The organism is Nocardioides sp. NPDC006303 (assembly GCF_040613175.1).
Classification (GTDB): Bacteria; Actinomycetota; Actinomycetes; order Propionibacteriales; family Nocardioidaceae; genus Nocardioides.
This window is the reverse complement of record NZ_JBEXRR010000018.1, coordinates 35,595-61,738: the sequence shown is the minus strand read 5'-3', so window position 1 is coordinate 61,738 and position 26,144 is coordinate 35,595. Positions and strand designations below refer to the sequence as shown.

The window sequence follows — 26,144 nt, the reverse complement described above, 5'->3', positions numbered from 1 at the left end:
ACCCCCGACACTTCCCGGCCCGTATCGATCAGGTCGGTGTCTCGCCGCTGAGGAACCACACGGTCGTGTTCGGCGGCAGCTGGTGAGCGTCGATCGGTGCGCTGGCGAAGAGGATCGTTCCTTCGGGCAGCTGCACCGGCTCTGAACCGAAGTTGGTGATGCAGTCCCAGCCTTCGGGCCGGACGAAGTGGAGCACCTGAGGTCGGGTCTCGTCGTGCCACGCGAAGCCACGACCTCGCAGCTTCGACCGGAGCGCCAACGCGCGTCGGTATATCTCGAGGGTGGAGTGGGGGTCGGCCTCCTCGGCGGCGACCGAGTAGTCGGCGAACCACTCGGGCTGTGGCAGATGTGGAGTCCCGCGCGAGAACCCGAACGACGGCCCATCGCTGGTCCAAGGAATCGGCACACGGCAGCCGTCCCGACCCTTCCGTGTGCCACCTGACCTGCGGAACTCGGGATCGTGGATGAGCTCCGTCGGGAGGTCGCCGACCTCGTGGAGCCCGAGCTCTTCGCCCTGGTAGAGGTAGACGGAGCCGGGCAGGGCCAAGGTGAGCAGGGTGGCAGCCCTGGCGCGCCGGAGCCCGAGATCACGGTCGAGCGCAGGCTCGGTGCCGTCGCTGAGCAACCAAGCGGCGGCCGTCTCTCGCGGGTTGTCCTCGGCCCCGGGCAGGCCGTAACGAGTCGCGTGCCGTACGACGTCGTGGTTGGACAGGACCCAGGTGGCGGAGGTGCCGGCGCTCTCGGTGTCGGCGACCTGCCGGTCGATGCGGGCGCGGAACTCCTCGGCGTCCCAGGCGGCCTCGAGGAGATCGAAGTTGAAGGCCTGGTGGAGCCCGTCGACGCCTACATACCGGTGCCTACGCGACGGCGCCACGCAGGCCTCGGCCACAGCCATCCGCGGCGGGTCGTACTCGTCGAAGACGCGGCGCCACTCGGCGTAGATGTCGTGGACCTCGTCGCGGTCCCACAGCGGGTGGGAGCCGTCAGCATCGGCCAGGTCGGGGAGCTCCGCCGTGGGCGTGTACGGCTCGGTCAGGTCTTTCGTGAGGCCATGAGCGACGTCGATACGGAACCCGTCGACCCCACGGTCGGCCCAGAACCGCAGCGTGGTGAGGAAGTCGGCACGGACCTCGGGGTTGTCCCAGTTCAGGTCGGGCTGTTCGGGCGCGAACATGTGCAGGTACCACTGCCCGTCCGGGGCCTGAGCCCAGGCGGACCCGCCGAAGATCGACTGCCAGTCCGACGGCGGGCTGGCCCCGTCCGGGCCAGTGCCGTCGCGGAAGACGTACCGGTCACGAGCCGGCGAGCCCTTGGGTGCGGCCAGGGCCTCGGTGAACCAGGCATGCCTGTCGGAGGTGTGGTTGGGGACGAGGTCGACGATCACCCTGATGCCCGCGCTGTGGAGCGCGGCCACCATCTCGTCGAAGTCGTCCAGGGTGCCCAGTCGCGGATCCACGTCGCGGTAGTCGTCCACGTCGTAGCCGCCGTCGGCAAGAGCCGAGGGGTAGAACGGGCTCAGCCAGACCGCGTCGATGCCGAGCGAGCTCAGGTAGGGGACGCGGGACGTGACGCCACGGAGGTCGCCGAGGCCGTCGTCGCCGGAGTCGGCGAAGCTTCGGGGATAGATCTGGTACACGGCGGCATCAGCCCACCAGTCGGAGGTCATGGCAGTGGTCCTTGCGTGGTTGAGGTGGTGGAACGTCATCCCTTGGTGGCTCCCTGGAGGAGGGCCTTGGTGAACTGGCCCTGGAGCAGCAGGAAGACGATGATCGTGGGCGCCATCAGGAGCAGGGCGCCGGCGTTGAGCAGCACGATGTCGGTGCTGTACTTCGACTGGAACGCCTGCAGGGCGCCGGCCATCGTGCGCTTTTCGGGGTCGTTGACCAGGACCAGAGCGAGCAGGAAGGTGTTCCAGGTCGACAGGAACATCAGCAGCACCAGTGAGGTCACGGCCGGCGTGGCCAGTGGCAGGTGGACATGTGTCAGTGCTCGCCACGGCCCGGCGCCGTCGAGCGAGGCGGCCTCGGTCAGCTCCGCCGGGGCGTTCACGAAGTGCGCGCGCATCCAGAACACGGCGAACGGCATGTTGAGACCTACCAGAGGCAGGATGAGGCCGAGCTGACTGTCGAGCAGACCCAGCTGGTTGACCTGTTGGTAGAGCGGCACGATCACGATCTCGTAGGGGAGGGTGAGCGTGAGCAGCAGGAGGAGGTAGAACGCCCGGCCCAACGGGATCCTGAGCACGGCGATGGCGTACGCCGCCATGGTCGCGATGAGCACGGAGAGCGGGACCACGCCGAGAACGATGAGAACACTGGACTTCAGCAGCGTGGTGACGTTGGCGACGGTCCAGGCATCGATGAAGTTGTGCCACTGCGGATCGGTCGGCCAGGACAGACCGTCGGGGATCGTTCCCTGCGGCGCCAGAGCCGCCGAGAGCATGCTGACCAGCGGGACGATGGAGTAGACGCCTGCGATGAGGATCAGTGCGATTCCGGGTCCCCGGCGACGCAGGGCAGGTGCGCGGACTACGGACGGCGATACGACGGCCACGGGTCAGTCCTCTCGGAAGAGACGTTGGAGCGGCAGGATGATGGCGATGATGAGCAGCGCCAGGACCACGGCGAGGGCGGAGGCGTCACCGAGCCGGCTCTCGCTGAAGGCGAGGTCGTAGACCTTGACCCCCGGGACCATGGTGGCGCCGCCGGGGCCGCCATGGGTTGCCAGGTAGACCACGTCGAAGCTGGCGAGCGCGCTGATGATCGTCACCGTCGTGCACACCCCGATCTCCTGCTTGAGACCGGGCACGGTGATGTGGCGGAAGCGTGCGACCGCGCCGGCTCCGTCCAGACGTGCTGCTTCGTACAGGTGGGATCCGATCTTGCCCACGCCCGACATCAGCAGCAGCGTGCAGAAACCGGTCGACAGCCAGGTGCCGATGAACCCGACCGCCACCAGTGCCCAGTCGAAGTCGCCCAGCCAGGCACGGGTGAATCCGCCGAGGCCGATCAGGCGCAGGACCTGGTTGACGACGCCGTTGTCGGCGTACATCCAGGTCCAGGCCACGCCCGCCGCGGCACCGGGGATGATCTGGGGGAGGAACAACACGGTGCGCGCCAACGCCCCGGTGAACCGGCCCTGGATCGACTGCATCGTCGCGGCCGCCACCAGGCCGAAGCACACCGGGAGGACCGTGAAGAACAGGATCAGCACGAGCGCGTGGAGCAACGGTTCGAGCAGCTCGGGGTCGGTGAGGATGGCGACGTAGTTGTCCAGGCCGACCCAGGTGGACGGACCGATGCCGTTCCAGTCGTAGAGCGAGTACCAGACCGACTGGGCGACCGCGCGGAGATTGAAGAATCCGTAGAAGGCCAGGGCGGGCAGCGCGAAGAGCCAGCCGCTCCAGCGCCGGGCCGCTGACCGGATCCGCCGGCGGGAGAGGGGCCGTCTTCCCGGCTCGGAGATCGTCGGCGACGGCGTTGGCGGGATGGATGTGCTGACGTCGGTCATCATCATTCCTACAAGCCGCTCTGGTAGGACTTCTGAAGGTGCTCGACCACGTCCTCGGGCTCGGCCTTGCCGCTGATCAGCAGCTGTAGCTGCGCTGGCAGGTCGGTGTTCACCGCAGGGACGGAGTTCTGGATCCAGGTGAAGAACCCGTCGGACGCGGTGACGGCGGCGTACCCGGCCTGGACCTGGCTCTCGACGTCGGCGTCCAGCGTCAGCGGGTCCTGATCGGTCGCGTTCGCTGCCGGGTAACCGTTGTCGGTTGCGACCGCGGCGGCCTCGGGCGAGGTGAGGAAGTCCAGGAACAGGGCGGCCGAGTCCTTGTGGTCCGAGCGGGCCGCGATGGAGAACGCCAGCGTGTTGGCGGTCATGCTGATGGGCGGACCGCCGGCCTCGACGGGCGGGATCGGGAAGACGCCGTACTTGCCATCGAAGGATTTCGGCAGCGACTGCGTCATCCAGGTGCCCTGGACCATGAACAGTCCCTCGCCAGCGGCGAACCGGCCGTAGGAGGCGTCCTGGTTGATCGCGTTGGCGTCGGTGTTGAAGTAGCCGGCGTCCGCCCACTTCTGCAGGCGGGCGGTGGCCTCGGTCGCCTCCGTGGTGTCGAGAGAGGCACCGGGCTTGCGCCACGCTACGTCGAGAACCGACTGCGCCCCCATGTAGTCGCCCAGCAGCAGGTTGTACAGGTGCCCGATGAGACCGTCGGCGTTGGACGCGACGATCGGCGTGATTCCCATCGACTTGGCCGTCGCCATCACGGCCTCCCACTCGTCGAGGGTCTGCGGGATCTTCGTCATCCCCACCTTCTCGGCAAGATCCCGGTTGTAGAACACCCCGGCCAGCGGACCGGCGGCACCGCCACCGACATAGAGGGAGCCCGAGCCGATCTCGCCACCCTGGACGCGTCCGGCGTCCAGCACGCTGGCCGGCACCTTCTCGCTCCACCCGTACGCGGCGTCGTAGGCATCCAGGTTGGTGACGAGCCCGTCACGGACCGCGCCGCTCAGGTCGCCGACGAGAGCGAGGTCCGGCGGGCTGTCCGACGCGAGCAGTCTGGGCAGCACGGTGTTGTAGTTGTTGTCGGCCTCGACCTGGAGTTCCACCGTGATGGCCGGATGCTTCTTCATGAAGGCGTCGGCCAGCGCCTGCTGGTAGTCCTCGAGCCCGGCCGCGGTGAAGAGCGTGACTGTCGCTTCCTGCTCGCCGACGTCGGTTCGTACGTTCGTCGGACTCGCATCCGTCGCAGGCGCCTCGCCACCTGGCCCGGCGCACGCCGACACCGACGCCACCGCGACGATCGCAGCTGTCGCCCCCAGGGCTCTAAGTCTGCGCATCAGCCTCATGTCTACTCCTGTCTGCATGGCCTGGAATCGTTTCCAGTCACAACTGTGATCCCGGTCACCAGGACTTGTCAAGGCCCGAGTGCGGAGCGTGAACGCAACCCGCCCAGTTGGGTGGAAACGTTGCCAGCGGATCACGTACCATGCTCGACATGGACTCTGAGCAGCCACGCGAGCTGACGTTGGCCGACATCGCCCGGATAGCGGGGGTGGGCCTCGGGACCGCCTCACGAGCGCTCAGCGGCATGCCCAACGTCTCTCCTGCGACGCGGCAGAAGGTGCTGGACGTCGCGAAGAAGCATGCCTACGTCGTTTCCCCCGACGCCTCGAGGCTCAAGAAGGGCTCCACGGGTCGGGTCGCGGTCGTGGCGCCGCATCTCTCGCGCTGGTTCTTCGGTGCGATCCTCGAAGGCATCGAGTCGGTGCTGCGCGAGTCCCAGTTCGATGTGCTGCTCTATCACGTCGGCAACCTGGAGGACCGCACGTCCTTCTTCGAGCGCCTGCCCGCCCGGCGGAAGGTCGACGCCGTCATCGTCGTGGGCTTCCCCGTCGAGGAGGCTGAGCGCCGAAGCCTCGAGCTGATGCTCGGCGTCCAGGTCGTCGCCGCAGGCGGCCAGCACGAGGTGTATCCGCACGTCTGCATCGACGACCTCAGAGCCGGCGGGCAGGCGATGGGACATCTCCTCGGGCTCGGCCACAAGCGGGTCGCGATGATCGAGGCGATCGACCCCGACCAGCCCCGCCAACCCTCCGGGCGAAGCCGTGCCTACCATCTCGCTCTGGCCGACGCGGGGATCAAGCCCGACCCATCGCTGGTGGTCACCACCGATTGGGGCGGCGAGCAGGGCGCTGCGGCGATGGCCCAGCTGCTCTCTGTGGCTGAGCTCCCGACCGCCGTCTATGCCCACTCCGACGAAGTCGCCTTCGGTGCGATGCGCACCATCCGGGACGCCGGTCTGCGGATTCCCGAAGACATCTCCATCATCGGCATCGACGACCATCCACACGCCGCCCTCCTGCACCTGACCACGATCAAGCAGGACGCCCGTCTGCAGGGCGTGCTGACCGCCCAGATGCTCCTCGGCCTGCTTCGGCAGGAGGAAGACACTGCGCTGTCTGTCACGGTGGACACCCAGCTGGTGGTACGTCGAACCACCGCCGCTCCGCGGCCCGCCTGATCGCATGCTCATGTGTGAGGGAGCCGAGTGTGGCGAAGAACGCACTCCAAGCGCCTGCGATGCGGGACACACATCCGCTGTCAAAGGCCCGGATCTGGCTAGGCTGATGTCTTCGGTAAAAGGATGACAGGAGCGGCTGGGTAATGGATCAAGACGTGCTTCGGCACGCACCGCTTTTCAGCGAGCTGGACGACGAGTCGATGACGGCGATGCTCGCGATGATGGATCAGACACGCCTCAGGCGCGGCGAGGTGTTGTTCCACGAGGGCGACGCCGCCGACCGGCTCTACGCGGTCGTGGACGGCAAGGTGAAGCTGAGCCGTGCCGCGGCCAACGGGCAGGACAGCCTGCTGGCGATCCTCGGGCCGGGCCAGGTGTTCGGCGAGCTGTCGCTCTTCGACCCCGGTAGGCGCTCCTCCACGGTCACGGCCGTCACCGACCAGGTCGAGCTCGCCTCGCTGTCGCACGACGACCTGCTGCGCCTGCTCGACGGGCGCCCGAGCGTGACCCGTGGGCTGCTCGCCCTGCTGTCGGGTCGCCTGCGCCGGGCCAACGACGTGATCGGTGACCTGGTCTTCGCTGACGCGCCCCGCCGGGTGGCGAAGGCTCTGCTCGACCTCGCCGAGAGGTTCGGGGAGCAGACCGAGGAGGGCCTCCACGTACGCCACGACCTGACCCAGGAGGAGCTCGCGCAGCTCGTCGGCGCGGCTCGGGAGACGGTCAACAAGGCGCTCGCCGACTTCGCGGCCAAGGGATGGGTACGGCTGGAGTCTCGTTCGGTGATCATCACCGACATGGAACGGATCGTCCGCCGAGCCGGGTGAGCTCTGCTCGTCGGGGTGAGACCATCGAGCATGGTCTCGCCGCACGATGAGCTGCCTCTGCAGCCGGCCCGGCGGCCGGATCTCGACGAAGACTTCTCCGGCGGACTGTCCGAGCAGTGGTGGATCCCGCACTATCTGCCGCACTGGACGACGCCGGAGCGGTCCGAGGCTCGCTACCGGCTTGTCCAGGGTGCGCTCGAGCTGCGGATCGAGGCCGACCAGCTCGACTGGCGACCCGAGGACGCGCCCCTGAGGGTCTCGAACCTGCAGACCGGCGCGTACTCCGGTCCGGTCGGCTCCGCACGCGGAACGCACCGTCACCGGGAGGACGGACTCCTGGTCCGGACCGAGACGCCGCAACGGCTCCTGTTCGCGCCTGCTCGCGGTCGCGTCGACGTGACCGTCGCCGCCGGCCGGGACGACGGCTGCATGCTCGCGGCATGGCTGATCGGCACCGAGCATCTCGCCGGTGAGGATTCCGGAGAGATCTGCATCTTCGAGATCGATGCGGACGCGATCGGCGCGACCACGGTCGCCCGTTCCGGGGTCAAGGCGCACCACGACCCACGCCTGACCACCGACATGGCAGAGGTCACCGTCCCGTTCGATGTGACCCGGGCCCACACCTGGACGGCGATCTGGGACGGGCAGGAGACCGTCATCGGCTGCGAAGGCCTCGTCGTACGACGTCTTCCCCAGGCTCCGACCTACCCGCTGTTCCTGATGATCGACCTCTTCGAGATCGGGCCGCCCTCCGGATTCCACCCGAAGACGGCGATCGTCCACCGGGTCCGAGGATGGAGCTCGGTGTCAGAGACTGACCCGGACCAGCTGGCGTAGCCGGCGAAGACCTTCGGTGCTCGGTCGTTCGGCCGGGGCGAGGGCGTGGGTGAGGTCCAGCCGGACTGAGTCGGTCTCGAGATCGAGGCCGATGGCAACGAGCTCGCTCGTCGCGTCTTGTGTCTGCCTGGCCGCGGCGACATGGGCGCTGCGGCCGACCAGGTTCACGTGGTAGCTGCGCGGTCCCTGGCCGGTCGCGACCGCGATGGTCCCCTTGACCCGGTACGCCGTCGCCGGAGGCTCCTCGAGCAGGTCGACCAGTCGAGCCGGCTCGATGGTGCCCGGGGTCGTCACGGTGACCGCCCGGGCGTGCTGATGAGCCTCGTGCGAGGCGGCCGCCTCGCGCAGCAGCGCGGCGATCGGGAGCTCGTCGGGCGGGTCCTCGGGCACCGCGGCGTCGTAGACGAGCCGGGGGTCGATCCGGCCACCCACGGCGTACGCCACATGGACCTCGGGGTTGTGCTCCCGCACGCGCTGCTCGATGCGCGCCAGGACCGCGTCCCGGTCATCAGCCGGCACCAGGTCGGTCTTGTTGATCACGACCAGGGAGGCGGCCGCGAACCGGACCGGCGCGGGGCCCCGGCCGTCATCGAGAGTGTCGAAGTACGCCGAGGCGTCGACGACCTCGATGAGCCCACCGCGGCGTACCCGCTCGACGCCGCTGAACCGAACCAGCCGGGCCAGCGTCCCGGGCTCGGCGATCCCGCTGGCCTCGACGATGACGACGTCGAGCGCGAGCCGCGGGTGGGTCAGCTTCTCCAGCGCGTCGTCGAGGCCGCCGGCGTCGGGCAGGCAGCAGAGGCAGCCGCCCGCGATCGAGGCCGGCTCGTCGACCTGCCCGGTGACGAGGCCGGCGTCGACGTTGATGTCACCGAAGTCGTTGACGACCACGCCCACCCGTGCGCCGGGCTGGCGCAGCAGATGGTTGAGCAGCGTGGTCTTGCCCGACCCGAGATGGCCGGTGAGGATGACCACGGGGACCCGGGTGCTGGCGCTGGTCGGTGGCATCGGGCCATCGTAGGTCGTCAGATCTTGACGGCCGAGGTGGGCAGACCTAGGTTTGCCGCACAACTTCACATCCGCCACTTGAACCGCAGCGGGAGAGTCCTTGCCCATCCCGGGTGAGGCGCCGAAGGAGCAAACCTCCCCAGAATCTCTCAGGCCCAATGACCGCTGTGGTGAGGCGACCTCTGGAAAGACAGGATCCGCTGGATCCTGCACCCACGGTGCAAATCGCCTTCGGGCGGTGAAGCTCTCAGGTAGCGATGACAGAGCGGGGAGGTCACCCGTCCACGGGTGCCGCGGTTGACGGCACCCATCAGCAGGGAGCCTCCCGCACAATGACCTCACCCGTCCCTACCCCTCTGCATGAGATCCACCAGGCGCTCGGCGCCTCGTTCACCGACTTCGCCGGCTGGAACATGCCGGTCCGCTACGGCTCGGAGACCGCCGAGCACCATGCCGTACGCACCACCGCGGGCCTCTTCGACCTGTCCCACATGGGCGAGATCGAGGTGACCGGCCCCGAGGCGGGACGCGCACTCGACCGCGCCCTGGTCGGTCGGCCGTCGAAGATCGGCATCGGCCGTGCCCGCTACTCGATGGTCTGCGCCGAGGACGGCGGCATCATCGACGACCTGGTCGTCTACCGTCTCGAGCAGGAGCGCTACCTGGTCGTCGCCAACGCGAGCAACGTCCATGTGGTCGCTCCGGCTCTGGTCGAGCGTGCCGAGGGGTACGACGCCGTGGTCCGCGACGCCTCCGCGGACTGGGCGCTGATCGCGGTCCAGGGGCCCGCCTCGGCGGCGATCGTCGCGGCCCTGACCGACCTGGACGTACCTTCCCTGAAGTACTACGCCATCGACGCCGGCACGGTCGCCGGGGTCGAGGTCCTGCTCGCGCGCACCGGCTACACCGGGGAGGACGGCTTCGAGATCTACTGTTCGCCCTCGTTGGCCGCTGCTGTCTGGGCGGCGATCACCGAGGCCGGTACGCCGCTCGGGCTGGTGCCTGCCGGGCTCGCCTGTCGCGACACCCTCCGGCTCGAGGCCGGCATGCCGCTCTACGGTCACGAGCTGAGCCGCGAGACGACGCCCTTCGAGGCCGGCCTCGGCCGGGTCGTCTCCTTCGACAAGCCCGACGGCTTCGTCGGCGATGCAGCCCTGGCCGTACGCCGCGACGAGGGCCCGCGCAGCGTACTCGTCGGCCTGGTCGCCGCCGGGCGCCGCTCCCCGCGCGCCGGCTACGCCGTCGTGGACCCTGCCACCGGCGACGAGATCGGCACCGTCACCAGCGGATCCCCGTCGCCGACTCTCGGACGTCCCATCGCGATGGCGTACGTCAGGCCTGACCTCGCTGCTGCCGGCACCAAGGTCCACGTCGACGTGCGCGGCAGCCGCGAGGACGCCGAGATCGTCGACCTTCCCTTCTACTCCAAGAAATGAGCACCGCCATGAGCAACCCGTCCCACCTGTCGTACACCGCCGAGCACGAGTGGATCGAGACCCGCGGCGACCTCGCGCGCGTCGGTGTCACCGCCTTCGCCACCGAGGCGCTGGGCGACATCGTCTTCGTCGAGCTGCCCGAGGTGGGCAGCAAGATCACCGAGGGAGAGAGCTGCGGTGAGCTGGAGTCGACGAAGTCCGTCAGCGACCTCTTCGCGCCCGCCGACGGCGAGATCCTCGAGATCAACTCGGCCGTCGTCGAGGATCCCGCGCTGATCAACAGCGACCCGTTCGGCGCCGGCTGGCTCTTCGAGATGCGTGTCTCGGGCGCTCCCGAGCTGCTCGACGCCGCGGCGTACGACGCTCTGATCGAGGAGTGAACCGTCGTGACCGCTGACCTCAGCGGCGTCTCGACCCAGGTCGTGGCGATGACCTTGAGCACCTTCGACCTGTATTCGATCGGGATCGGGCCGTCCTCCTCGCACACCGTCGGACCGATGCGGGCCGCGAAGATCTTCGTCGACGGCCTGGTCGAGGACGGACATCTGGAGGCGGTCACGCGGGTGAAGGCCGAGCTGTTCGGGTCGCTCGGCGCGACTGGGCACGGGCACGGCTCGGAGGGCGCGGTGCTGCTCGGCCTCGAGGGGGAGGAGCCGGCGACCGTCGACACGCGGGCCTCGTCCGGGCGGGTGGCGGCCATCCGCGAGCGCGGGGAGCTGTCGCTGGGCGGTCACCGGCCGATCCGCTTCGATAGCCAGACCGACCTGGTGATGCATCGACGCAAGAGCCTGCCGGGCCACCCCAACGGCATGGTGTTCAGCGCCTACGACGCCTCAGGGCAGGTGAGCCGAGAGCGGACCTACTACTCCGTCGGTGGCGGCTTCGTCATCGACGAGCACGCGTCCGGCGCAGCCCGGATCGTGCCCGACCACTCGAGCGTCCGGTTCCCCTTCACCACCGGTGCCGACCTGCTCAGCACCTGCGAGCGCGAAGGGTTCCGGGTCTCCGACCTCATGCGCGCCAACGAGCTGACCTGGCGTACGCACGACGAGGTCCGCGCCGGTCTCCTGGAGATCTGGCGGGTCATGGCCGACTGCGTGCAGGCCGGCTGCGACCGTGATCCGGTCAGCGACGGCGTACTTCCTGGGGGTCTGCGGGTCCCGCGCCGGGCACCGCTGCTCTACCGCGACCTGGCGTCCGGAGCCGGCGCCCAGGACCCGTTCCGGGTCATGGACTGGGTCAACCTGTTCGCCCTGGCGGTGAACGAGGAGAACGCCTCGGGCGGCCGGGTCGTCACCGCTCCCACCAACGGCGCGGCTGGCATCGTGCCCGCCGTCCTGCACTACTGGGTACGTTTCGTGGCGCCGGCCGCCGGGCTCGACGAGGCCGCGATCGAGGACGGCATCGTCCGGTTCCTGCTCACCGCGGCCGCCATCGGGATCCTGTGCAAGACGAACGCCTCGATCTCCGGCGCCGAGGTCGGCTGTCAGGGCGAGGTCGGCTCGGCCTGCGCGATGGCCGCCGGTGCGCTCTGCGAGGTGCTGGGCGGCACCCCGGAGCAGGTGGAGAACGCCGCCGAGGTCGGCATCGAGCACAACCTCGGCCTCACCTGCGACCCGGTCGGCGGGCTGGTGCAGATCCCGTGCATCGAACGCAACGCCATAGCCAGCGTGAAGGCCATCAACGCCGCCCGCCTCGCCCTCAACGGCAACGGCTCCCACAAGGTCAGCCTCGACAAGGCGCTGAAGACCATGCGCGAGACCGGCGCCGACATGAAGGTCAAGTACAAGGAGACCTCCCGCGGCGGTCTCGCGGTCAACGTCATCGAGTGCTGAGCCCCTCGGTGGTCGAACCGCGCGGCCTTGATCGCCCCGCTGGTCGAGCCGCGAGGCCGCCCGCGGCCGAGCGTGTCGAGACCAACACAGTCCCATCCAGCGCGACAGGGGACTGTGTTGGTCATCTCGACAAGCTCGATACAACGCTCGACACGCCTACGCCTAGCGGCTCCGGCGGCTCGACCAGCAGGGCCACTCGACACCCAAAGAGCTGAACACGCTCGGGGTGAGCCTGTCAGGCAGGCCGGAGCACCCGCGCGACGAACGAGTCGAGGTTGCCGACCAGCCGATCGACCTTCTGCTCGGCGCTGAGGGTCTCGTGGATGACCGGGGTGTCGAGCTTGCGCTTGTTGCGCGCCTTGAGGGAGCAGTCGAGGTCGGCGCAGATGTAGGTGCCGACGGAGTTGCCATCCTGCCCGGAGCGGCCGGCGCGGGAGGCGACCAGCAGCGCGACGTCACCGACCGTTGCACACAGCGCGCACATCGTCTTCCGCGGCCCTCGCGACTCTCGCGAGGCGCGGAGGGCAATGCCGCAGAGCCGGCCCTCGTGCTCGGTGACGAGGTAGTGGTTCTGCGGCGCCTTCGGGTCCTGCCAGCCGAGGTAGTCGAGGTCTTCCCACGGCCGTTCGGCCAGGTCAGCGGGGAGGTTGAGACGCTTGGTCGCACCCTTGGTGAGGTTGACGAACGATGCGCGTACGTCGGTCTCGGTCAGCGGCTTCATGCCAACCATGCTAGGTTTCCTACAACAGTTAGGCAATTCGTTATTGGGGAGATTGTTGATGGGCCGTCCGGGGCTGAACCGGAGCGCCGTGATCGCGGCCGCCGCCGACCTGGCCGACGAGCTGGGCTTCGACGCCGTCACGATCTCGGTCCTCGCGCGGCATCTCGGAGTCAGGTCGCCGACGCTCTACTCCCACATCTCCGGAGCCACCGACCTCCGCACCGCCGTCACCGCGTGCGTCCTCGACGAGCTCGCCGACACCACGAGCACCGCGATGGCCGCGGGGGAGGGCCGCGACCTCCTCGTCGCGTACGCCGACGCCATCCGCGACTTCGCCCGCCGCTCACCCGGCCGCTACGACGCCACCACCCGCCAGCGCATCCCACCCGTCTCCGATCCGGCAGCAGACGACCCGAACTCGGTCACTGCCGCCATCACCGCCGGCCGCCGCAACGCCGACCTCGCCCTCGCCGTCGTCCGCAGCTACGGCATCGCCAAGACCAACGAGACGTACGCCGTCCGCCTGATGTCCAGCCTCATCCATGGCTACATCACCCTCGAGCTCGCCGGCACCTTCGCCCACAGCGACCCATCGAGCGAGACCACCTGGCCCGAGATCCTCGAGGACCTCGACCGCACTCTCCAGGAGTTGTCAGTCCAACTCCGGCCACGTGCCTGATCGTCGATCATGCAGCGAGTTGCGGGACTGGATGTCTGCCGCTCGTCGTACGGCGTCGTTGACCTCAGTCGGATCGCAGCCGCACAGACGAAGGCAGCCGGCAGCGATCTCGATGGCGCGGTCGCCGTCGACGTCGTTGCCGTCAGTACGCAGGGTGATGACGCCCTCCACCTGCTGGATCAACATCGAGCCAAGCACCGGGGGAGAGGTGGTCACTCCGTGTCGGGCAGCAACCCGGGACCCGAGATCGGCGTACGCCTCAGCAAGCTCGCCGTGGGCCTGACGGAAGCTGGCGTAGTCGAGGTTGGTCGCCGAAACGACGTCAGGCAGTTGGTACAGAACGCCCACGTTGTGCGGCACCTGCGCGAGGGTGTCGATGTCGATCAGTGCGAGCAGACACAGAGCGGTCTCGACGCGTTCGGGTGGGACAAGGGCAACGATCTCCTCGACCACCATCTGGGTCGGCCTCACCGTCGTGGCAAGCAGCGCTTCGAGGATCTCGTCCTTGCCTGCGAAGTGGTAGTAGAGCGATGCCTGCCGGATGCCGACCGTCTCGGCGATCTCACGGGTCGAGGTCGCGGCGAACCCCTTGCTCGTGAACAAGCGTGCGGCCGCCTCCAAGACTTGCTCGCGCGGTGTACCCACGCCGATGTCCGGGATGAGTCGTGGTCTGCCTGGTCGGACCTTGCTGAGCGATGACATCCGAGTCTCTCTGTCGCTTCCGATGTGGCTGGAGTCCGGGCGGAAAGTGGCTTCGAGGGCCATCCGTCCGCCCGGATGAGTCGAGTCTTGACTCGGACCGGGCCTAAAGACCCTGCTCTCTCCGGAACCTTCCGCAGAAACTTCCAGGCGATGGAAGATCTGCCTTCCGCGACTTCTGGGGCCGCCCGATGGAGCTGACCCCGGGTAGCCTCCATCCAGGTGCAAGGGACGAAGTGGTGGCGGCCAGCGCTCGGGAGGTGGACATGGCTGCGCGAAGCGCGAAGGCATCGCGGGACCGGGTGCGCGACGAGTTGCTCGCCGCCGGACTCTCGGTGCCAGCGGTGGCTGCTGGGATGGCGGACCGGTTCGGGCTGCGGCCACGCCTCGCGTGGCGATACGCGTTGGATTGGCCGCAATGGCGTCTGGCCCAGGAGTTCCGCGTCGCCAACCCGGGCCTCGCGGTCACCGAGAGCCGCATCTCCGAATGGGAGAACTGGCCCTATGGCGGCACCAAGCCGACACCCGAGGCGCTCGCCGGTCTCGCGGTCGCCTTCGGTCACGGCTGTGTTCCTGCGGACCTGGTCGACGCCCTGGACCTCACCCACCTGTCCCGAGCCGAGCAGGCTCTCTTCGCTCGACCTGGAGCGTCGGCGACCTCGCCCGCCTTGGTCGGGCACGCCACCAACGGTCTCGACTTCCACCCCGACTGGTCCTTGAGCTTGGGCGAGGCGATGACGATGTGGCAGCAAGACGTGAACCGCCGTGACTTCCTCCTGGGAGCAGGCTTCAGCGCCTCGGCGTACACGATCCCAGCGTTCAGATGGCTCACCGCCCCGCCAGCCGCAGACCCCGTCGGCACAGGCGCCCGAGTCGTCGGCACACCGGATGTCGAGCTTGTGCACCAGATGCTGCGAGCCTTCCGCGAGGTGGACAACAGGTTCGGTGGCGGCCAGGTCCGTGATGCCGTCGTACGCTTCCTCAGCACCGACGTCGCTGCCCTGCTCCAAGGACGCTACGACCGTGCGGTGGGCAGTCGCCTCCTCTCGGTCGCGGCCCAAGTGACACAGCTGGCGGCGTGGACCTCCTACGACATCGGCCGGCACGCTACGGCGCAGCGCTATCTCATCCAGGCGCTTCGGATGGCAGCTGCCGCGGACGACCGTCCGCTCGGGGCGGAGATCCTCGCCGCGATGAGCCATCAGGCGGCCTATCTCCGAAACGGGATGGAAGCGGTCGACCTTGCCCGTGCTGCCGAACGCGCTGCTACAGATTCGAGTATCGGAGCCCTCGCTGCGGAGGCGGCGGTCTTGGAGGCGCAGGGACATGCCGTTCTCGGTGACCAGGCGGCGAGTGCCGTCGCTCTCGACCGTGCCGAACGTGCCTTCGACAAGGCTGAGAACAGTGCCACGCCTCAGTGGCTGGGCTACTTCGACCAGTCGTACCTGGCGGCGAAGTTCGGCCAATGCTTCACAGCGCTTGGCCGCGGAGACCTCGCGCTACCGTTCGCGCAACGCTCCTTGGACATGGACAGTGCCTATGCCAGGGGCCGCCAGTTCAACCTGGCGCTCCTGGCCCGCGCTCACCATCAGGCAGGCGAGGTCGAGCAAGCCGCCGAGATCGCCGTCGACGCCGCGAAGGCAGCGGTCGATCTGAAGTCAGAGCGGTCGCGCGACTACCTGCGCGACCTCGCCAGCAGGCTCGCACCTCACGCGGGGCTGACGACGGTTCAGGAGTTCATGCATCTCCTGGCGCCTGCTCAGGCCTCCTGAGCCCGAAGCTTCCCCTCGGCGCGAGCCAGCAGCAACTTGTACAACGGCGCGACCGAGCCAGCCCCGATGATCTTGCCCTCGGCGATCAACCCCTCGATCTCGTCCAGGGGGATCCAGCGGACCGTGTCGGTCTCGTTCACATCGGGAGCCCCGCCGGTGTCCGTGGCTCCTCGCGCGAGGTAGATGATGTTCGGCTGGTCCACGGTCCCGACCAACGGCTGGAACTCGAGGAACTTCTCGATCGTGCGTGGCCTCCAACCGGTCTCTTCCTCGGCCTCACGCAGCGCAGCGACGTGCAGCTCTTCGCCGTCGTCGAGGTAGCCACCCGGCAGCTCCCACACCCACTGGTCCTGGATGAACCGATGCCGCCACATCATCAGCACGCGCTCGGAGTCATCGACCATGAGCACCAGAACTGCCGCGGGGATCCGCATCACCCACTGATCGAAGAGAGTCCCGTCCGGGAGTTCAATGCTCGCCCGGCTGAGCACCATTTTCAGCTTGTCGTCGACGATCTCTTCGCCATGGATGATCCACTGGGTCGCGCTGCGCTCGGCCATGACGATTAACTTAGCGGCCCTCTAGTCAACCCTCGTTGAGGGTCGCGATCCACTTGGGAAGCTCGGTGAGCGAGGAGATCCGGAGCGTTGCGATGTCGTCCGCCTCCGGGTCGTGTTCCTGGATCACGCCCCACGGCCCTCGTCGGATCAGCGCCGTCGCCAGCCCGGACTCAGCGGCCGGCCGGATGTCGTTGTCGAGCCGGTCACCGACGTAGAGGATCTCCTCCGCTGCGTACGGAACGGCCTCGATGACGTGCTCGAAGAACCTCAGATCCGGCTTGCTCACGCCCCAGTCGTCGGAGGTTGCGACCATGTCCACCGGAAAGTCCAGCCTCCGCAGGGTCCGCCCCGCGCTCACCGTTTGGTTCCCGGCCAATGCCAACCACAACCCGTCGTTGGCCAAGGCCTTCAAAGCAGGTCGGACATCGGGATAGATGTCATCCTCTCCGAACCGCTCGGCCTTTCCCGCTTCCTCCCGCCTCCGTCGCTCCTCAGTCAGATCGAACCCAGGCTGGAACACCTGGAACGCCTCGCGGTAGTCCATCCCGCAAGCGATCACCGCACCGAACACCGCCGAGAACGTATGCCGCGGCACCCCCAACCAGTCCGCCCAAGTCCCGTACTCGCGGGTCTCGTCAACCAGGCACTCGCCGACATCGAACACCACCGCCCGAATCATGCATCGGGATCCTTCCACACCACCTGTGTCATAGGCGGCGCAGTGACGCGGGTGCATTCAAAGGTTAAACATCCCATTGCGCTCGGAGTCGAACGTCGGTGCAATGACGTACCTGATCTAGGGGACAGACCCCCGGATTCGAAGGTTGCTTGATGTGCCGAAACCTACGGTTCGCGCCATGGTAAAGAATAACGGCGGACCGCCTCCGTCTCGAGGCCCCAGACCACCGTCCTCGGTTGCCTTGGGCGGGCCTTGCTCCGTTGAGATGGAGTAGATGATGAGCTTTAGCGCCACGAGGCTGACCTGCTTCGCTCTGCTCGCCGCCATGGAGCAGGACATGCGTTCCGCGATTCAGGATTACCTAGGTGACCGGGCAGCAGAGGATCTGATACCAGCAGACCGGGTCACGAGAGCGAACGGTCGCCGAGTCAAGGACGGTCTCCCGGAGACGGCAGACCTCCCAGGATTGCTGGCGTACTTGGATTTCGGCGAGAGTTTCGAGCTGCTGGCTTCCGCTTCAAAGGAACTGCCCCCAGCATTTCAGGCCAGCCTCAAGGGTCTTGGTCCATCGGTGGGGCGTACGATCGCCATCCGCAATCGTGTCGCTCACACGAGGCCGATGGAGATTGACGACTCGTCCTTCCTCGTGGACGCAACGAAGGCGCTTGCCGCCTCATCCGGCGGACTTTGGGAGGAGTTGTCGTCCGTCCTCGATCGCTTGAATTCGGATCCATCGTTTGTGCTTGGGTTGACCATCGACCTGCCAGCGGACCCCGAGACCGGTCCGCAGCACAACCTCCCGGTTCCTGACTTCGACGAGACGGGGTTCTTTGGCAGGCAAGCGGAACTTCGACGGATCATGAAGGCGATCAAGGGGGCATACCCCGTCGTCTCGATCCTCGGTGATGGCGGAATCGGAAAGACCTCGATCGCGCTCAAGGCTGCATACGAACTGCTGGAGGATCCTACCCAGCCCTTCGACGCCTTCGTATGGGTCACCGCCAAAGCGACTATTCTGACGCCGAACGAAATCCGACGGATCAACGGCGCGATCGAAACGTCGTTAGGCCTCATTGGGACTGCTGCGCTTGAGTTGTCAGGTGTCGAGGCGATGGATCCGATCGCTGAAGTGCTTGCCTACATGGAGAATTTTCGAATTCTCCTACTGCTCGACAACCTTGAGACAGTGCTGGACGGTCGACTGCGCGAGTTCCTGCTCGAACTACCGATGGGCAGCAAGGTAATAGTGACCAGCCGAATCGGTTTGGGAATTGAAAATCCCGTGCAACTCGCGCCGCTGACTGACGATGAATCGACTCGTCTCCTACGTGCGCTTGCACGGATTCGCGATGTCCGTCAGTTGGTCTCTCTCGGGCAATCCTCAATCGAGTCACTGGCCCGAAAGATGGCAGGACATCCAGCCTACATTCGATGGTTTGTGGCAGGGGTGCAAGCGGGAAAGCGTCCGGAGGATCTTCTCGGCAACAATGAACTACTGCTCGACTATTGCATGTCGAACGTCTATGACTACCTCTCGGACGACGCCACGTCTGCTCTGCGGTCGATGCAGGTTCTTGCTGGAGCAAAGAATCAAGCAGAACTGGCTTTCCTAAACGACTTCACTGCATCACAGACCCAGTCCGCGCTGCTTGAACTCTTGACGACAAACTTCACCCGGATGTCTAACCAGATGTCCGGCGATACACTTGACACCGGATACGAACTATCCGAGTTTGCTCGACAGTATCTTGACAAGCACCATCCTGTGGCTGTTGAGGAACGCACCTGGCTCCTCAACAGAAGCGAGGAACTTCGCGACCTCGGGATTGAGATGGCAGCCGCAAACACGGCTTCGCCTTTCGCCTCGACCAGTGTCCACGTGCGGGGTTCGGGAGACTTCCATGCTGCGGGGCTATTGCGAACTGCCATCGCGGTGGCCTTTAGTGACCCTGGCGCTGCCCTAGACCAGTGTGTCGAGGCGCAGTTGCTTGCGCCGAGTTACTACGAGGCCTGGCGAGTTGAGGCCTTTGTCCGAACGCTTAGTCGCGATCAAGGTGCAGCTCACGCGGCATATGATCGAGCACTTGAACTTGCGCCGGATTCGCCGGTGATGTTGTTTCATTTCGGAGAGTTCCTACTGAACGACGTTGGGGACCCGCAGGGAGCTCTGGACTTGTTACAGCGCGCCGCACGGATCGAGCCGAAAAGCCCGGAGGTCGCTGCTCAAATCGCATGGGCGCATCACTGCCTCGGAGACGAAGGTGCCGCTGTTTCAGCGAGTTCCAGCGTTGCATCGATGAGGACGGCCAGCAGTTTTCACCGGAAGGCGGCATGCGTTCTCGCGTTCCGAGCTACGCAATCGGCCGTCGCGCAACTGATAGTTGCGCAGCAGTTCGACGAGGCCGTCGAGTTCGTGGAGCCAGCAGTCGAGCTTGCCGAGAGCGTTGACAAGCGGTTGGTCGACGGTGAGGCGGCTGATCGGTTGGTCGCCTTGGCGGACACTGCTCGCAACCTCGCGGAACTCAGCGTCGACTATGCGGCCAAGCAGGCCGCACAGTTCTCTATCCGGATCGATTCAGTGCTGAGCCAGGGCGGTGCTACCCCATCGAAACGAAAGACGGGCGTGATTGATGCGCTTGTCGTTGAGAAGGGCTTCGGCTTCGTGAAGGCCGCCGATGCAGCGAGGTACTTTTTCCACGTCAGTGACCTCCGTGATCGCGCAGATTGGGAGGCCATGTTCGAGGGCGCGATGTGCGTTTTTGAACCCGGCCAAACGTCGAAAGGCGCCCGGGCGAAGCGAGTTCGCCTCGTGGAAGCGGGGTAGCCGCGAAGTGATCGCCGTGCAGGCCATCCAGCGACAATCTGGGCGAAGTTGACGTGTCTCCGGCTGAACCAACCGAAGGAGTTACCTTGTCCGACCAATTGCTTTCCGAGTTGATCGACCTGATTCCGGAGTCGCAGCGCGAACGCAGCGGCCGCGCATTCTACTCAGGACGCGCGGCGTGGGCCAAGCCGTCGCGCATTTATCTGATCGGCTACAACCCAGGTGGCGACGCAAACGATCCCGGCACCGTCATGGATGACACCGAGACGATTCTTCAGCACGACCGGTACTCGGCATACGTGACGGAGGGCAATCCGGTCAACGAGCCCCGCTGGGGAACATCCATGCAGGCCAGCGTTCGGCACGTCCTCGGCAACCTCGGGTATGACCCGAATCTGGTTCCGGCGTCGAACTTGTTCTTCGCTCGCAGTCTGCGCGCCGATCACCACCGCGCAGAACTGATGCAGCAGTGGAAGGAGGAGTGCTGGCCGTTCCACGAGCACGTCATCAAGAGCCTCGGTATCGAAGTCGTCATGTGCATCGGCAAGGCCACTGCCGACTTCGTTTTGGGTCGTGACGCGTTCAGCAAGCACAGGCCGACCAGCACGTCGTTCACCTCCACGATGGGTCTTCGGCGAATAAGTAAGAAGTACGACGGCCCCGGTGTCCGCGTCGTCCGGCTGGGTCACACGTCTTCGACTAGCTGGCTCGGAGTCGAGCGCGACCCGTCGCCGTACGTCCGCGACTGGTGCGCCAACGACGGCCACTGACAGACAGCGAAGCAGGCCACCTCGAAGCCCGAGTCGGGGCTGCGTAGATTGCCTGTGCCCCGTCAGCCAAGTTGCGGGGCGATGCCACGTCAGCGGGTCTTCCGAGCCATGGATGCCTATACCAGTCCGATGTGCTGCGACAACTTTGTGGCGAGGACGTGTCTTGAGCGGATGCCGTGTCTATCTGGGCGGTGTGGAGCGGCCTGACCATCCCCGTCACCCTGGCGCACGTCCCCAGGTGATGACCGTGCGCACGGCCGGATCGAGGGCCTCCGCGAGGGCGATATCTGGGCGGGCGCCTAGGGCGCTGTCGATGCTGGAAAAGGCGGTGCGCAACCCTGCGTAAATGGTCAGGGCCACGATCTGTGGCTCGCTGAAACCCATGTCGCGCAGGCGTTGGATGTCTTGCGGTGTGCTGCTGCCGGGGGAGCGGGCGACGGTGCGTGCCCAGGCGGCCAGTGCCTGTTCGCGTTCGCTGAACGGTTCGTCGTTGGCGGTGAGTGCGGCGATCACGGTCTGCGGGTCGGCCCAGTCGGTCAGACGTTTGCCCCAGGCGACGGCACAGTAGGAGTCGCCGATCTCCGCCGCCTGGGCGAGCACGATCACAGCCTTGTCGCGCGGTGTCAGCGCCGCGGCATCGGCCGTGGCATCGAACAGCCTCATGAGCTGTTCCTTCGCCTCCGGCTGATGTGCCCATACCCGCGTGAGGTCCCATACATAGCCGTCGTCGGCGAGATCCTCGGCGTAGAGCCTCTCCTGCCCGGCGCTTGGCTCAGGTTCCTCCAAGAAAGTCACGCGCTCAGCAGATCGACGGCGTGTTTACCTTGCGTCGAATTGGGGATGTACATCCCCTCTGTTGGGGATGGGTGTCGCATACGGAGTCCCTCCTAGATGAGATCGACGGGCACGGGGTGATCGCCCGTCGGCCAGGCGCGCGATCACTAGGCTTGCGGCGTGAAGGTGAGAGTAGAAGAGGGCCGGTTCGTCGAGCGGGAGACCGAGCACGGTACGGACCGCCGGATGTTCGGGGAGTTCGTCGGCTCGCGCGGTGAGCTGGCTTCGTACGCCTTCGGGTGAACATCGGAAGCCGACGAGGGGCGGATCTCGATCGGTGTCGGGGCTGGAAACAAGGCGGCGGCACGTTTCACGCGGCTGTTGTCGAGCGATCGCGCTGATCGCGGATGAGCCGGACTTCGTTCGTGAGCAAGCTTCGTGACCAGGTCGTTCGGCCGCTCGTTCAGAGCGCGCTGGTCGAACACGAGATCCCCGCGGTCATCGTGCACGTCTTGATCGGCACGGAGTTCGAGAGCTCGCTCTGGGAACCGGGAGAGCCGCCCTGGTCCTACCCCGACGATGGGCACGAGTACGTGTGGGTGCACGTCGAGTACCAGCCTACGAACGAGGGAGCAGCGTGGCGGTTGGGGCGCTCGGAGGACCTTCAGGATCCGTCCGCGCTGCTCGATGCGCTCGGGCAGCTGGGCTCGGATGTCGAGGACTGGATCTGTGAGACGTCGTTCGCACGGGGCGAGCAACGCCATGCCCGGCGCCTGTCTCCTGATGACCTGCCGGGATCGCCGTAGGACTGGCAACATAGGCCCCCCGTCATCAGGAGGCTCCATGCCCACCACAGCCACATTCGTCTCGCCGACCGACGGCACTGCGCTCGCAATCCGGACGTGGGGAGAGGAGCTGTCCGCGCCGCGGGGCGTTGTCCAGATCGCCCACGGCATCGCCGAGCACGGGCAGCGTTACGACCGGCTCGCTCGGGCTCTCGTCGCGGCTGGGTTCGTCGTGCGGGCGGTCGACCACCGCGGTCACGGCGGGTCCGTCGTGTCGGCCGACCAGCTCGGTCACTTCGACTTCGAGGCGCTGGTGGCCGACGTCGCGGGCATGGGTGCCTCGCTGCGCGATGACTTCTCCGGGATCCCGGTGTTCCTGGTTGCGCACTCGATGGGGTCCTTTGCGGCGCAGACGGTGCTCTTGGACCGGTCCGACCTGTACGACGGTGTGGTGCTGTCAGGCTCGACCGCCCTCGACGTACTCGCTGGTGCGCTCTCGAGCGCCGAGGGTCCGGTCGGGCTGGAGGCGTTCAACGCCGGGTTCGAGCACCGGACCGGGTATGAGTGGCTCTCGCGCGATGAGGCCGAGGTCGATGCGTACGTCGCAGACCCGCTGTCCGGGTTCGATCTGCCCGACACCGCCGTGCCTCAGCTGTTCGCCGGCGCCGAGCGTCTGGCCGACCCGTCAGCCATCAGTGGGATCCGCTCCGATCTGCCGATTCTCGTCGTCTCCGGCGACGCCGACCCGCTAGCCGGAGGTGGCGCCCTGGTCGAGCTGCTGGGGGAGCGTTATCGCGAGGCCGGAGTGAAGGATGTGACGGTGACTCTCTACCCCGGGGCGCGCCACGAGATCTTCAACGAGACCAACCGCGATGCGATCACCGCCGACGTGATCGACTGGCTCACGGCTCATTCCTAACTGCCGCCGGGGCGGCCTCCTCGCGGGAAGATGGTCAGATAGCTTCGCATATGCGAAACTATCTGTCATGAGCTTCCTGGGTGTGTCCGATGCCGCTGAGCGGCTGGGCGTGTCCACGCGGCGGGTGCAGCAGCTCGTCGCGAGCGGAGCTCTTCGCCAGGTCGCGCGCGGTCTCGTGGACGAAACCTCGGTTGAACGGGTCGCCACCGTTCGGGGTGGCTCGCGTCGCGCATGGTCGGAGGCCACGGCATGGGGCGCGGTGGCGATCTTGTCTGGAGCGGGCGCCGAATGGATGGGGGAGCGGCAGCGGTCCCGCCTCAGGGCGCGACTTCGCGAGCTCTCCGCCGTTGAGCTGGTCGAGCGCGCCCGTGAGAGGGCTGTTGTAACTCGATACCGTGCTCATTCCAGCGCCGGGAAGTACCTCCTGGCGGAACTGGTTTATCCGGTCGATGTGGCGGGCCGGCTTGGTCTCGCGGACACAAACGACATTGATGGCTACCTCTCGGCCGAAGACGTCGCTGGCGTGGTGTCGCGGCATGGTTTGATTCGGGACGAGGACGGTCGTGTCACGCTCCGCGCTACAACCATGAGCCTCGACATGGTGCGCGACCTTTCGGGGCGGGGCATCCTGCTCGCGGCAATGGATCTGGCTGAGTCCCTCGACGTACGCGAACGGCGGGCCGGCCTTGACACGCTCGACCGTGCGCTGGAGGACTTCCATGGCTGAACGCACCACCATCGAGGTGCCGAGTCCCGGTGGTGGTTGGGGCGCACCGTGGCCTAACGTCGCCGAGATCGAGGCGGTGCTGACGCACGAGAAGTGGACGCTCGTCGGCGGTCTGATGGCGCAGCTCCACGCCATCCACCGAGGTGTCGACGCGCTACGGCCGACGAACGACGTGGACCTCGTGCTGCATGTGGAGACGACCCGTGGCATCGCTGCCGAAGCGGCGAACGCGTTGGAGTCGATCGGCTACGCGTTCGCTCCGTCGATCGATGAGCGAAGCACCATTGCCCACCGCTTTGTCCGAGGCACGTCGCGGGTGGATCTCGTCGCCAGCGCAACGGATGTCGTCGACGTTCTGGTGGCCGACCATGCCGCACCCCGCGTGATTGAGAAACTGCGCGGCAAGAACATGATGGCGATCCAAGGCGGGACACAAGCACTGCGGCGAACCATCAACGCGCGCCTGCAGATCACACCAGGGCGAACGACGACGGTAAGCGTGCCGTCCCCATTCGGTGCGCTGATCCTCAAGGCGGCCGCGTACCAGGCCGACCCACGTGACAAGGAGCGCCATCTCCAGGATGCGGCGCTCCTGTTGTCGGTGATCGAGGATCCCTACGCAGAGCGAGAACACTTCGCCGGGTCGGACCGGGCGCGCCTGGCGGCGCTCGCGAAAGCGATGCCTGACAACGCGCGAGCATGGAGAGCCCTTCCCGCAGATCGACAGACCGACGGTCAAGCCGCGCTCCGTATCCTCACGGGCTGAGGCCGCCTGCGGCCCCGGCCGACGACACTCGCGGTGGAGGAGTGACCGGGTGTGACGTCTCGGCCGACGTACGTGACTTCTCGGCAGGCTTGTGCCGGGGCGGCCTCCTTGCGGTAGGCCGCCCCGGCGACAGCTCACCTCAGGCGTACGGCCTGATGGCGTCGATGATGCGCGACCAGTTCTCCCCGCCGTGGCCGCGGGAGCGGGCCCAGGTGTAGTGGGCCTGGACGGCGCGGGGGAGGTCGACGTCGATGCCAGCTGCCTCGCTGGCCTCGACGAGGTGGTCGGCGGTGGCGCCCATCATCGTGACGGTGCTCAGGTGGCCGGGGTGCTGGCCGGCCTCGAGTTGGGCGCCGAGGTCCTCGCCGGCGGCCAGCATCGGCGGGATGCCGGCGAGGGTCTGCATCAGCTCCGGGATAGCGGCGGACGGCTTGATGCCACCCGTCTCGAGCAGCGCCACGGCGTGGAGCAGGGAGGAGAGGGAGGTCAGGAAGATGTCCAGGTTGGCCTGGTACATCAGCTGCGCGAGCCCCGGATCCTCGCCCAGGTAGCGGACGGAGCCGATCCGACCCAGCGCATCTTCGTGCTGCGACAGGACATCGGCCGGACCACTGACATAGATGTACGCATCGGGCGTCCCGACCATCGGGGCCGGGACCATCACGCCACCGGTGAGGAACCCGGCTCCATGCGAGGCGGCCCACGTAGCACCGCGACGCGTCCCGTCCGGCGACTCCGAGCTGAGGTTGACGACCGTACGGCCCTTCAGCTCGTCGGTGGCTGGGCCGAGCACGTCGTACATCGCCTGATAGTCGGTCAGGCTGAGGATGACCAGGTCGCTGGCGGCGACGGCCTTCGCCGGCGAGTCGGCAAGCTGTGCGCCCGCGGCGACGACATCGTCGGCTCGCGAAGCCGTGCGGTTCCATACGGTGACAGGATGCCCGGCCGCGAGCAGGCTGTGGACCATCGCCTGACCCATGGGGCCGAGGCCGATGACGGTGACGGCGGTGAGAGGTTGATTCATGAAGACAATCCTCGGCCTTTACGTACGATGGCGGGAGTACCCACTATTTACTGGGGTACTTACCAAAAGGTGAGTGAGGAGCATTCCCGTGACGAAGCCGGCCCGAAGCGGTCCCTACATCTGCGGCATCGACGCCGCGCTCGACGTGGTCAGCGGCAAGTGGAAGGGGCTGATCCTGTGGGAGCTCGACAACTATGGCGTACGCCGCTTCGCCGAGTTGCGCCGCGGCCTGCCCGGGGTCAGCGAGAAGATGCTGACCCAGCACCTGCGTGAGATGGAGCAGGACGGCCTGGTGCACCGCGAGGTCTATGCCGAGGTGCCGCCGCGGGTGGAGTACTCGCTGACCGAGCACGGCCGCACCCTCAACGCCGCGCTCGGGCCGCTCGGCCGCTGGGGCATGGACCGCATCGCCCGCGAGCGCACCGAGCTGGTCGAGCATCGCGACGCCGGTTTGCTGCCCCGACCGTCATAGCC

27 protein-coding genes and 1 riboswitch are annotated in these 26,144 nt (G+C 66.9%); of the genes, 16 read left to right on the top strand and 11 right to left on the bottom strand.

The annotated features are described in order from the left end of the window. Positions 1-28: 28 nt before the first annotated feature. The 4 genes from ABZY89_RS15625 to ABZY89_RS15610 are packed head-to-tail and all read right to left on the bottom strand — an operon-like array spanning position 29 to position 4,844. Entirely contained in the window at positions 29-1,666 is a 1,638-nt protein-coding gene (locus ABZY89_RS15625) for a glycoside hydrolase family 13 protein (protein WP_355228554.1), read from the bottom strand. A gap of 35 nt (positions 1,667-1,701) precedes the next feature. After that, complete coding sequence (locus ABZY89_RS15620; protein ID WP_355228552.1) at positions 1,702-2,553, bottom strand: carbohydrate ABC transporter permease; 852 nt, start codon at positions 2,551-2,553, stop codon at positions 1,702-1,704. A 3-nt stretch (positions 2,554-2,556) separates the two neighbouring features. Continuing rightward, complete coding sequence (locus tag ABZY89_RS15615) at positions 2,557-3,510, bottom strand: sugar ABC transporter permease (protein ID WP_355228551.1); 954 nt, start codon at positions 3,508-3,510, stop codon at positions 2,557-2,559. Positions 3,511-3,518: 8 nt separating this feature from the next. Next, the gene (locus tag ABZY89_RS15610) at positions 3,519-4,844 is read right to left on the bottom strand and encodes an extracellular solute-binding protein (RefSeq protein WP_355228549.1); all 1,326 of its coding nucleotides are present in this window, start codon (positions 4,842-4,844) and stop codon (positions 3,519-3,521) included. A gap of 158 nt (positions 4,845-5,002) precedes the next feature. Between ABZY89_RS15610 and ABZY89_RS15605 the strand changes: the two genes are divergently transcribed. The 3 genes from ABZY89_RS15605 (at position 5,003) to ABZY89_RS15595 (ending at position 7,692) form a co-directional block, all read left to right on the top strand. Beyond that, complete coding sequence (locus ABZY89_RS15605; RefSeq protein WP_355228547.1) at positions 5,003-6,028, top strand: LacI family DNA-binding transcriptional regulator; 1,026 nt, start codon at positions 5,003-5,005, stop codon at positions 6,026-6,028. A gap of 143 nt (positions 6,029-6,171) precedes the next feature. Next, a complete protein-coding gene (locus ABZY89_RS15600; protein ID WP_355228545.1) occupies positions 6,172-6,852 on the top strand; it encodes a Crp/Fnr family transcriptional regulator in 681 nt (226 codons plus the stop codon). Positions 6,853-6,867: 15 nt separating this feature from the next. Next, positions 6,868-7,692: a hypothetical protein gene (locus ABZY89_RS15595; protein WP_355228543.1), complete on the top strand. Its 825-nt coding sequence runs from the start codon at positions 6,868-6,870 to the stop codon at positions 7,690-7,692. Here the strand turns inward: ABZY89_RS15595 and ABZY89_RS15590 are convergent. Further along, positions 7,663-8,700, bottom strand: coding sequence for a GTP-binding protein (locus ABZY89_RS15590; protein WP_355228541.1), 1,038 nt, complete (start codon positions 8,698-8,700; stop codon positions 7,663-7,665). The genes ABZY89_RS15595 and ABZY89_RS15590 overlap by 30 nt on opposite strands. Before the next feature lie 79 nt (positions 8,701-8,779). Beyond that, positions 8,780-8,875: riboswitch (glycine riboswitch) on the top strand. 157 nt (positions 8,876-9,032) lie between these two features. Here ABZY89_RS15590 and gcvT point away from each other — a divergent pair. Genes gcvT through ABZY89_RS15575 form a run of 3 tightly spaced genes read left to right on the top strand, consistent with a single transcriptional unit; the run spans position 9,033 to position 11,971 of the window. After that, the gene (gcvT, locus tag ABZY89_RS15585) at positions 9,033-10,136 is read left to right on the top strand and encodes a glycine cleavage system aminomethyltransferase GcvT (RefSeq protein WP_355228539.1); all 1,104 of its coding nucleotides are present in this window, start codon (positions 9,033-9,035) and stop codon (positions 10,134-10,136) included. Between the two features lie 8 nt (positions 10,137-10,144). Then, complete coding sequence (gene gcvH, locus ABZY89_RS15580; RefSeq protein WP_355228659.1) at positions 10,145-10,516, top strand: glycine cleavage system protein GcvH; 372 nt, start codon at positions 10,145-10,147, stop codon at positions 10,514-10,516. Between the two features lie 48 nt (positions 10,517-10,564). Further along, the gene (locus ABZY89_RS15575; RefSeq protein ID WP_355228657.1) at positions 10,565-11,971 is read left to right on the top strand and encodes an L-serine ammonia-lyase; all 1,407 of its coding nucleotides are present in this window, start codon (positions 10,565-10,567) and stop codon (positions 11,969-11,971) included. Positions 11,972-12,206: 235 nt separating this feature from the next. On the opposite strand, the gene ABZY89_RS15570 is transcribed toward ABZY89_RS15575, so the two are convergent. Beyond that, the gene (locus tag ABZY89_RS15570; RefSeq protein WP_355228537.1) at positions 12,207-12,692 is read right to left on the bottom strand and encodes an FBP domain-containing protein; all 486 of its coding nucleotides are present in this window, start codon (positions 12,690-12,692) and stop codon (positions 12,207-12,209) included. Positions 12,693-12,750: 58 nt separating this feature from the next. Between ABZY89_RS15570 and ABZY89_RS15565 the strand changes: the two genes are divergently transcribed. Next, on the top strand, positions 12,751-13,371 hold the full coding sequence (locus ABZY89_RS15565) for a WHG domain-containing protein (protein WP_355228536.1): 621 nt from the start codon (positions 12,751-12,753) through the stop codon (positions 13,369-13,371). On the opposite strand, the gene ABZY89_RS15560 is transcribed toward ABZY89_RS15565, so the two are convergent. Next, entirely contained in the window at positions 13,345-14,073 is a 729-nt protein-coding gene (locus ABZY89_RS15560; protein WP_355228534.1) for a TetR/AcrR family transcriptional regulator, read from the bottom strand. The two genes, ABZY89_RS15565 and ABZY89_RS15560, sit on opposite strands and share 27 nt — an antisense overlap. A gap of 263 nt (positions 14,074-14,336) precedes the next feature. Here ABZY89_RS15560 and ABZY89_RS15555 point away from each other — a divergent pair, with 263 nt between their 5' ends. Next, positions 14,337-15,842, top strand: a complete 1,506-nt coding sequence (locus ABZY89_RS15555; protein ID WP_355228532.1) for a hypothetical protein — start codon at positions 14,337-14,339, stop codon at positions 15,840-15,842. Here ABZY89_RS15555 and ABZY89_RS15550 read toward each other — a convergent pair. Continuing rightward, positions 15,830-16,402, bottom strand: a complete 573-nt coding sequence (locus ABZY89_RS15550) for an NUDIX hydrolase (RefSeq protein ID WP_355228530.1) — start codon at positions 16,400-16,402, stop codon at positions 15,830-15,832. The two genes, ABZY89_RS15555 and ABZY89_RS15550, sit on opposite strands and share 13 nt — an antisense overlap. 25 nt (positions 16,403-16,427) lie before the next feature. After that, on the bottom strand, positions 16,428-17,081 hold the full coding sequence (locus tag ABZY89_RS15545) for an HAD family hydrolase (RefSeq protein ID WP_355228528.1): 654 nt from the start codon (positions 17,079-17,081) through the stop codon (positions 16,428-16,430). A 277-nt stretch (positions 17,082-17,358) separates the two neighbouring features. On the opposite strand from ABZY89_RS15545, the gene ABZY89_RS15540 reads away from it, so the two are divergent. Together ABZY89_RS15540 and ABZY89_RS15535 are read left to right on the top strand one after the other, a co-directional pair. After that, entirely contained in the window at positions 17,359-19,905 is a 2,547-nt protein-coding gene (locus ABZY89_RS15540; protein WP_355228526.1) for an NB-ARC domain-containing protein, read from the top strand. Between the two features lie 86 nt (positions 19,906-19,991). Next, the gene (locus ABZY89_RS15535) at positions 19,992-20,675 is read left to right on the top strand and encodes a hypothetical protein (RefSeq protein ID WP_355228524.1); all 684 of its coding nucleotides are present in this window, start codon (positions 19,992-19,994) and stop codon (positions 20,673-20,675) included. A gap of 216 nt (positions 20,676-20,891) precedes the next feature. Here the strand turns inward: ABZY89_RS15535 and ABZY89_RS15530 are convergent, their stop codons facing one another. Further along, the gene (locus ABZY89_RS15530) at positions 20,892-21,470 is read right to left on the bottom strand and encodes a hypothetical protein (protein WP_355228522.1); all 579 of its coding nucleotides are present in this window, start codon (positions 21,468-21,470) and stop codon (positions 20,892-20,894) included. A 159-nt stretch (positions 21,471-21,629) separates the two neighbouring features. On the opposite strand from ABZY89_RS15530, the gene ABZY89_RS15525 reads away from it, so the two are divergent. The 5 genes from ABZY89_RS15525 (at position 21,630) to ABZY89_RS15505 (ending at position 24,646) form a co-directional block, all read left to right on the top strand. Continuing rightward, positions 21,630-21,752 carry a hypothetical protein gene (locus tag ABZY89_RS15525; RefSeq protein WP_355228520.1) on the top strand — a complete coding sequence of 41 codons (123 nt, stop codon included), beginning with the start codon at positions 21,630-21,632 and terminating at the stop codon, positions 21,750-21,752. Between the two features lie 122 nt (positions 21,753-21,874). Next, positions 21,875-22,255, top strand: a complete 381-nt coding sequence (locus ABZY89_RS15520; protein WP_355228518.1) for a hypothetical protein — start codon at positions 21,875-21,877, stop codon at positions 22,253-22,255. 37 nt (positions 22,256-22,292) lie between these two features. Continuing rightward, on the top strand, positions 22,293-23,153 hold the full coding sequence (locus tag ABZY89_RS15515; protein WP_355228516.1) for an alpha/beta hydrolase: 861 nt from the start codon (positions 22,293-22,295) through the stop codon (positions 23,151-23,153). A 67-nt stretch (positions 23,154-23,220) separates the two neighbouring features. Then, complete coding sequence (locus ABZY89_RS15510) at positions 23,221-23,880, top strand: hypothetical protein (RefSeq protein ID WP_355228514.1); 660 nt, start codon at positions 23,221-23,223, stop codon at positions 23,878-23,880. After that, positions 23,873-24,646: a hypothetical protein gene (locus ABZY89_RS15505; protein WP_355228512.1), complete on the top strand. Its 774-nt coding sequence runs from the start codon at positions 23,873-23,875 to the stop codon at positions 24,644-24,646. The genes ABZY89_RS15510 and ABZY89_RS15505 overlap by 8 nt, the downstream gene beginning before the upstream one ends. Before the next feature lie 139 nt (positions 24,647-24,785). Here ABZY89_RS15505 and ABZY89_RS15500 read toward each other — a convergent pair whose 3' ends face one another. Beyond that, the gene (locus ABZY89_RS15500; RefSeq protein ID WP_355228510.1) at positions 24,786-25,670 is read right to left on the bottom strand and encodes an NAD(P)-binding domain-containing protein; all 885 of its coding nucleotides are present in this window, start codon (positions 25,668-25,670) and stop codon (positions 24,786-24,788) included. 88 nt (positions 25,671-25,758) lie between these two features. On the opposite strand from ABZY89_RS15500, the gene ABZY89_RS15495 reads away from it, so the two are divergent. After that, the gene (locus tag ABZY89_RS15495) at positions 25,759-26,142 is read left to right on the top strand and encodes a helix-turn-helix domain-containing protein (protein WP_355228508.1); all 384 of its coding nucleotides are present in this window, start codon (positions 25,759-25,761) and stop codon (positions 26,140-26,142) included. The last annotated feature ends 2 nt before the right edge of the window (positions 26,143-26,144 follow it).

Bases quoted from the DNA above. Each gene is read 5' to 3' on its own strand.
- ABZY89_RS15625 (WP_355228554.1), bottom strand. From the start codon at position 1,666: ATGACCTCCGACTGGTGGGCTGATGCCGCCGTGTACCAGATCTATCCC.
- ABZY89_RS15615 (WP_355228551.1), bottom strand. From the start codon at position 3,510: ATGACCGACGTCAGCACATCCATCCCGCCAACGCCGTCGCCGACGATC.
- ABZY89_RS15610 (WP_355228549.1), bottom strand. From the start codon at position 4,844: ATGCGCAGACTTAGAGCCCTGGGGGCGACAGCTGCGATCGTCGCGGTG.
- ABZY89_RS15605 (WP_355228547.1), top strand. From the start codon at position 5,003: ATGGACTCTGAGCAGCCACGCGAGCTGACGTTGGCCGACATCGCCCGG.
- ABZY89_RS15600 (WP_355228545.1), top strand. From the start codon at position 6,172: ATGGATCAAGACGTGCTTCGGCACGCACCGCTTTTCAGCGAGCTGGAC.
- ABZY89_RS15590 (WP_355228541.1), bottom strand. From the start codon at position 8,700: ATGCCACCGACCAGCGCCAGCACCCGGGTCCCCGTGGTCATCCTCACC.
- gcvT (WP_355228539.1), top strand. From the start codon at position 9,033: ATGACCTCACCCGTCCCTACCCCTCTGCATGAGATCCACCAGGCGCTC.
- gcvH (WP_355228659.1), top strand. From the start codon at position 10,145: ATGAGCAACCCGTCCCACCTGTCGTACACCGCCGAGCACGAGTGGATC.
- ABZY89_RS15575 (WP_355228657.1), top strand. From the start codon at position 10,565: ATGACCTTGAGCACCTTCGACCTGTATTCGATCGGGATCGGGCCGTCC.
- ABZY89_RS15570 (WP_355228537.1), bottom strand. From the start codon at position 12,692: ATGAAGCCGCTGACCGAGACCGACGTACGCGCATCGTTCGTCAACCTC.
- ABZY89_RS15565 (WP_355228536.1), top strand. From the start codon at position 12,751: ATGGGCCGTCCGGGGCTGAACCGGAGCGCCGTGATCGCGGCCGCCGCC.
- ABZY89_RS15560 (WP_355228534.1), bottom strand. From the start codon at position 14,073: ATGTCATCGCTCAGCAAGGTCCGACCAGGCAGACCACGACTCATCCCG.
- ABZY89_RS15555 (WP_355228532.1), top strand. From the start codon at position 14,337: ATGGCTGCGCGAAGCGCGAAGGCATCGCGGGACCGGGTGCGCGACGAG.
- ABZY89_RS15550 (WP_355228530.1), bottom strand. From the start codon at position 16,402: ATGGCCGAGCGCAGCGCGACCCAGTGGATCATCCATGGCGAAGAGATC.
- ABZY89_RS15545 (WP_355228528.1), bottom strand. From the start codon at position 17,081: ATGATTCGGGCGGTGGTGTTCGATGTCGGCGAGTGCCTGGTTGACGAG.
- ABZY89_RS15540 (WP_355228526.1), top strand. From the start codon at position 17,359: ATGAGCTTTAGCGCCACGAGGCTGACCTGCTTCGCTCTGCTCGCCGCC.
- ABZY89_RS15515 (WP_355228516.1), top strand. From the start codon at position 22,293: ATGCCCACCACAGCCACATTCGTCTCGCCGACCGACGGCACTGCGCTC.
- ABZY89_RS15510 (WP_355228514.1), top strand. From the start codon at position 23,221: ATGAGCTTCCTGGGTGTGTCCGATGCCGCTGAGCGGCTGGGCGTGTCC.
- ABZY89_RS15505 (WP_355228512.1), top strand. From the start codon at position 23,873: ATGGCTGAACGCACCACCATCGAGGTGCCGAGTCCCGGTGGTGGTTGG.
- ABZY89_RS15500 (WP_355228510.1), bottom strand. From the start codon at position 25,670: ATGAATCAACCTCTCACCGCCGTCACCGTCATCGGCCTCGGCCCCATG.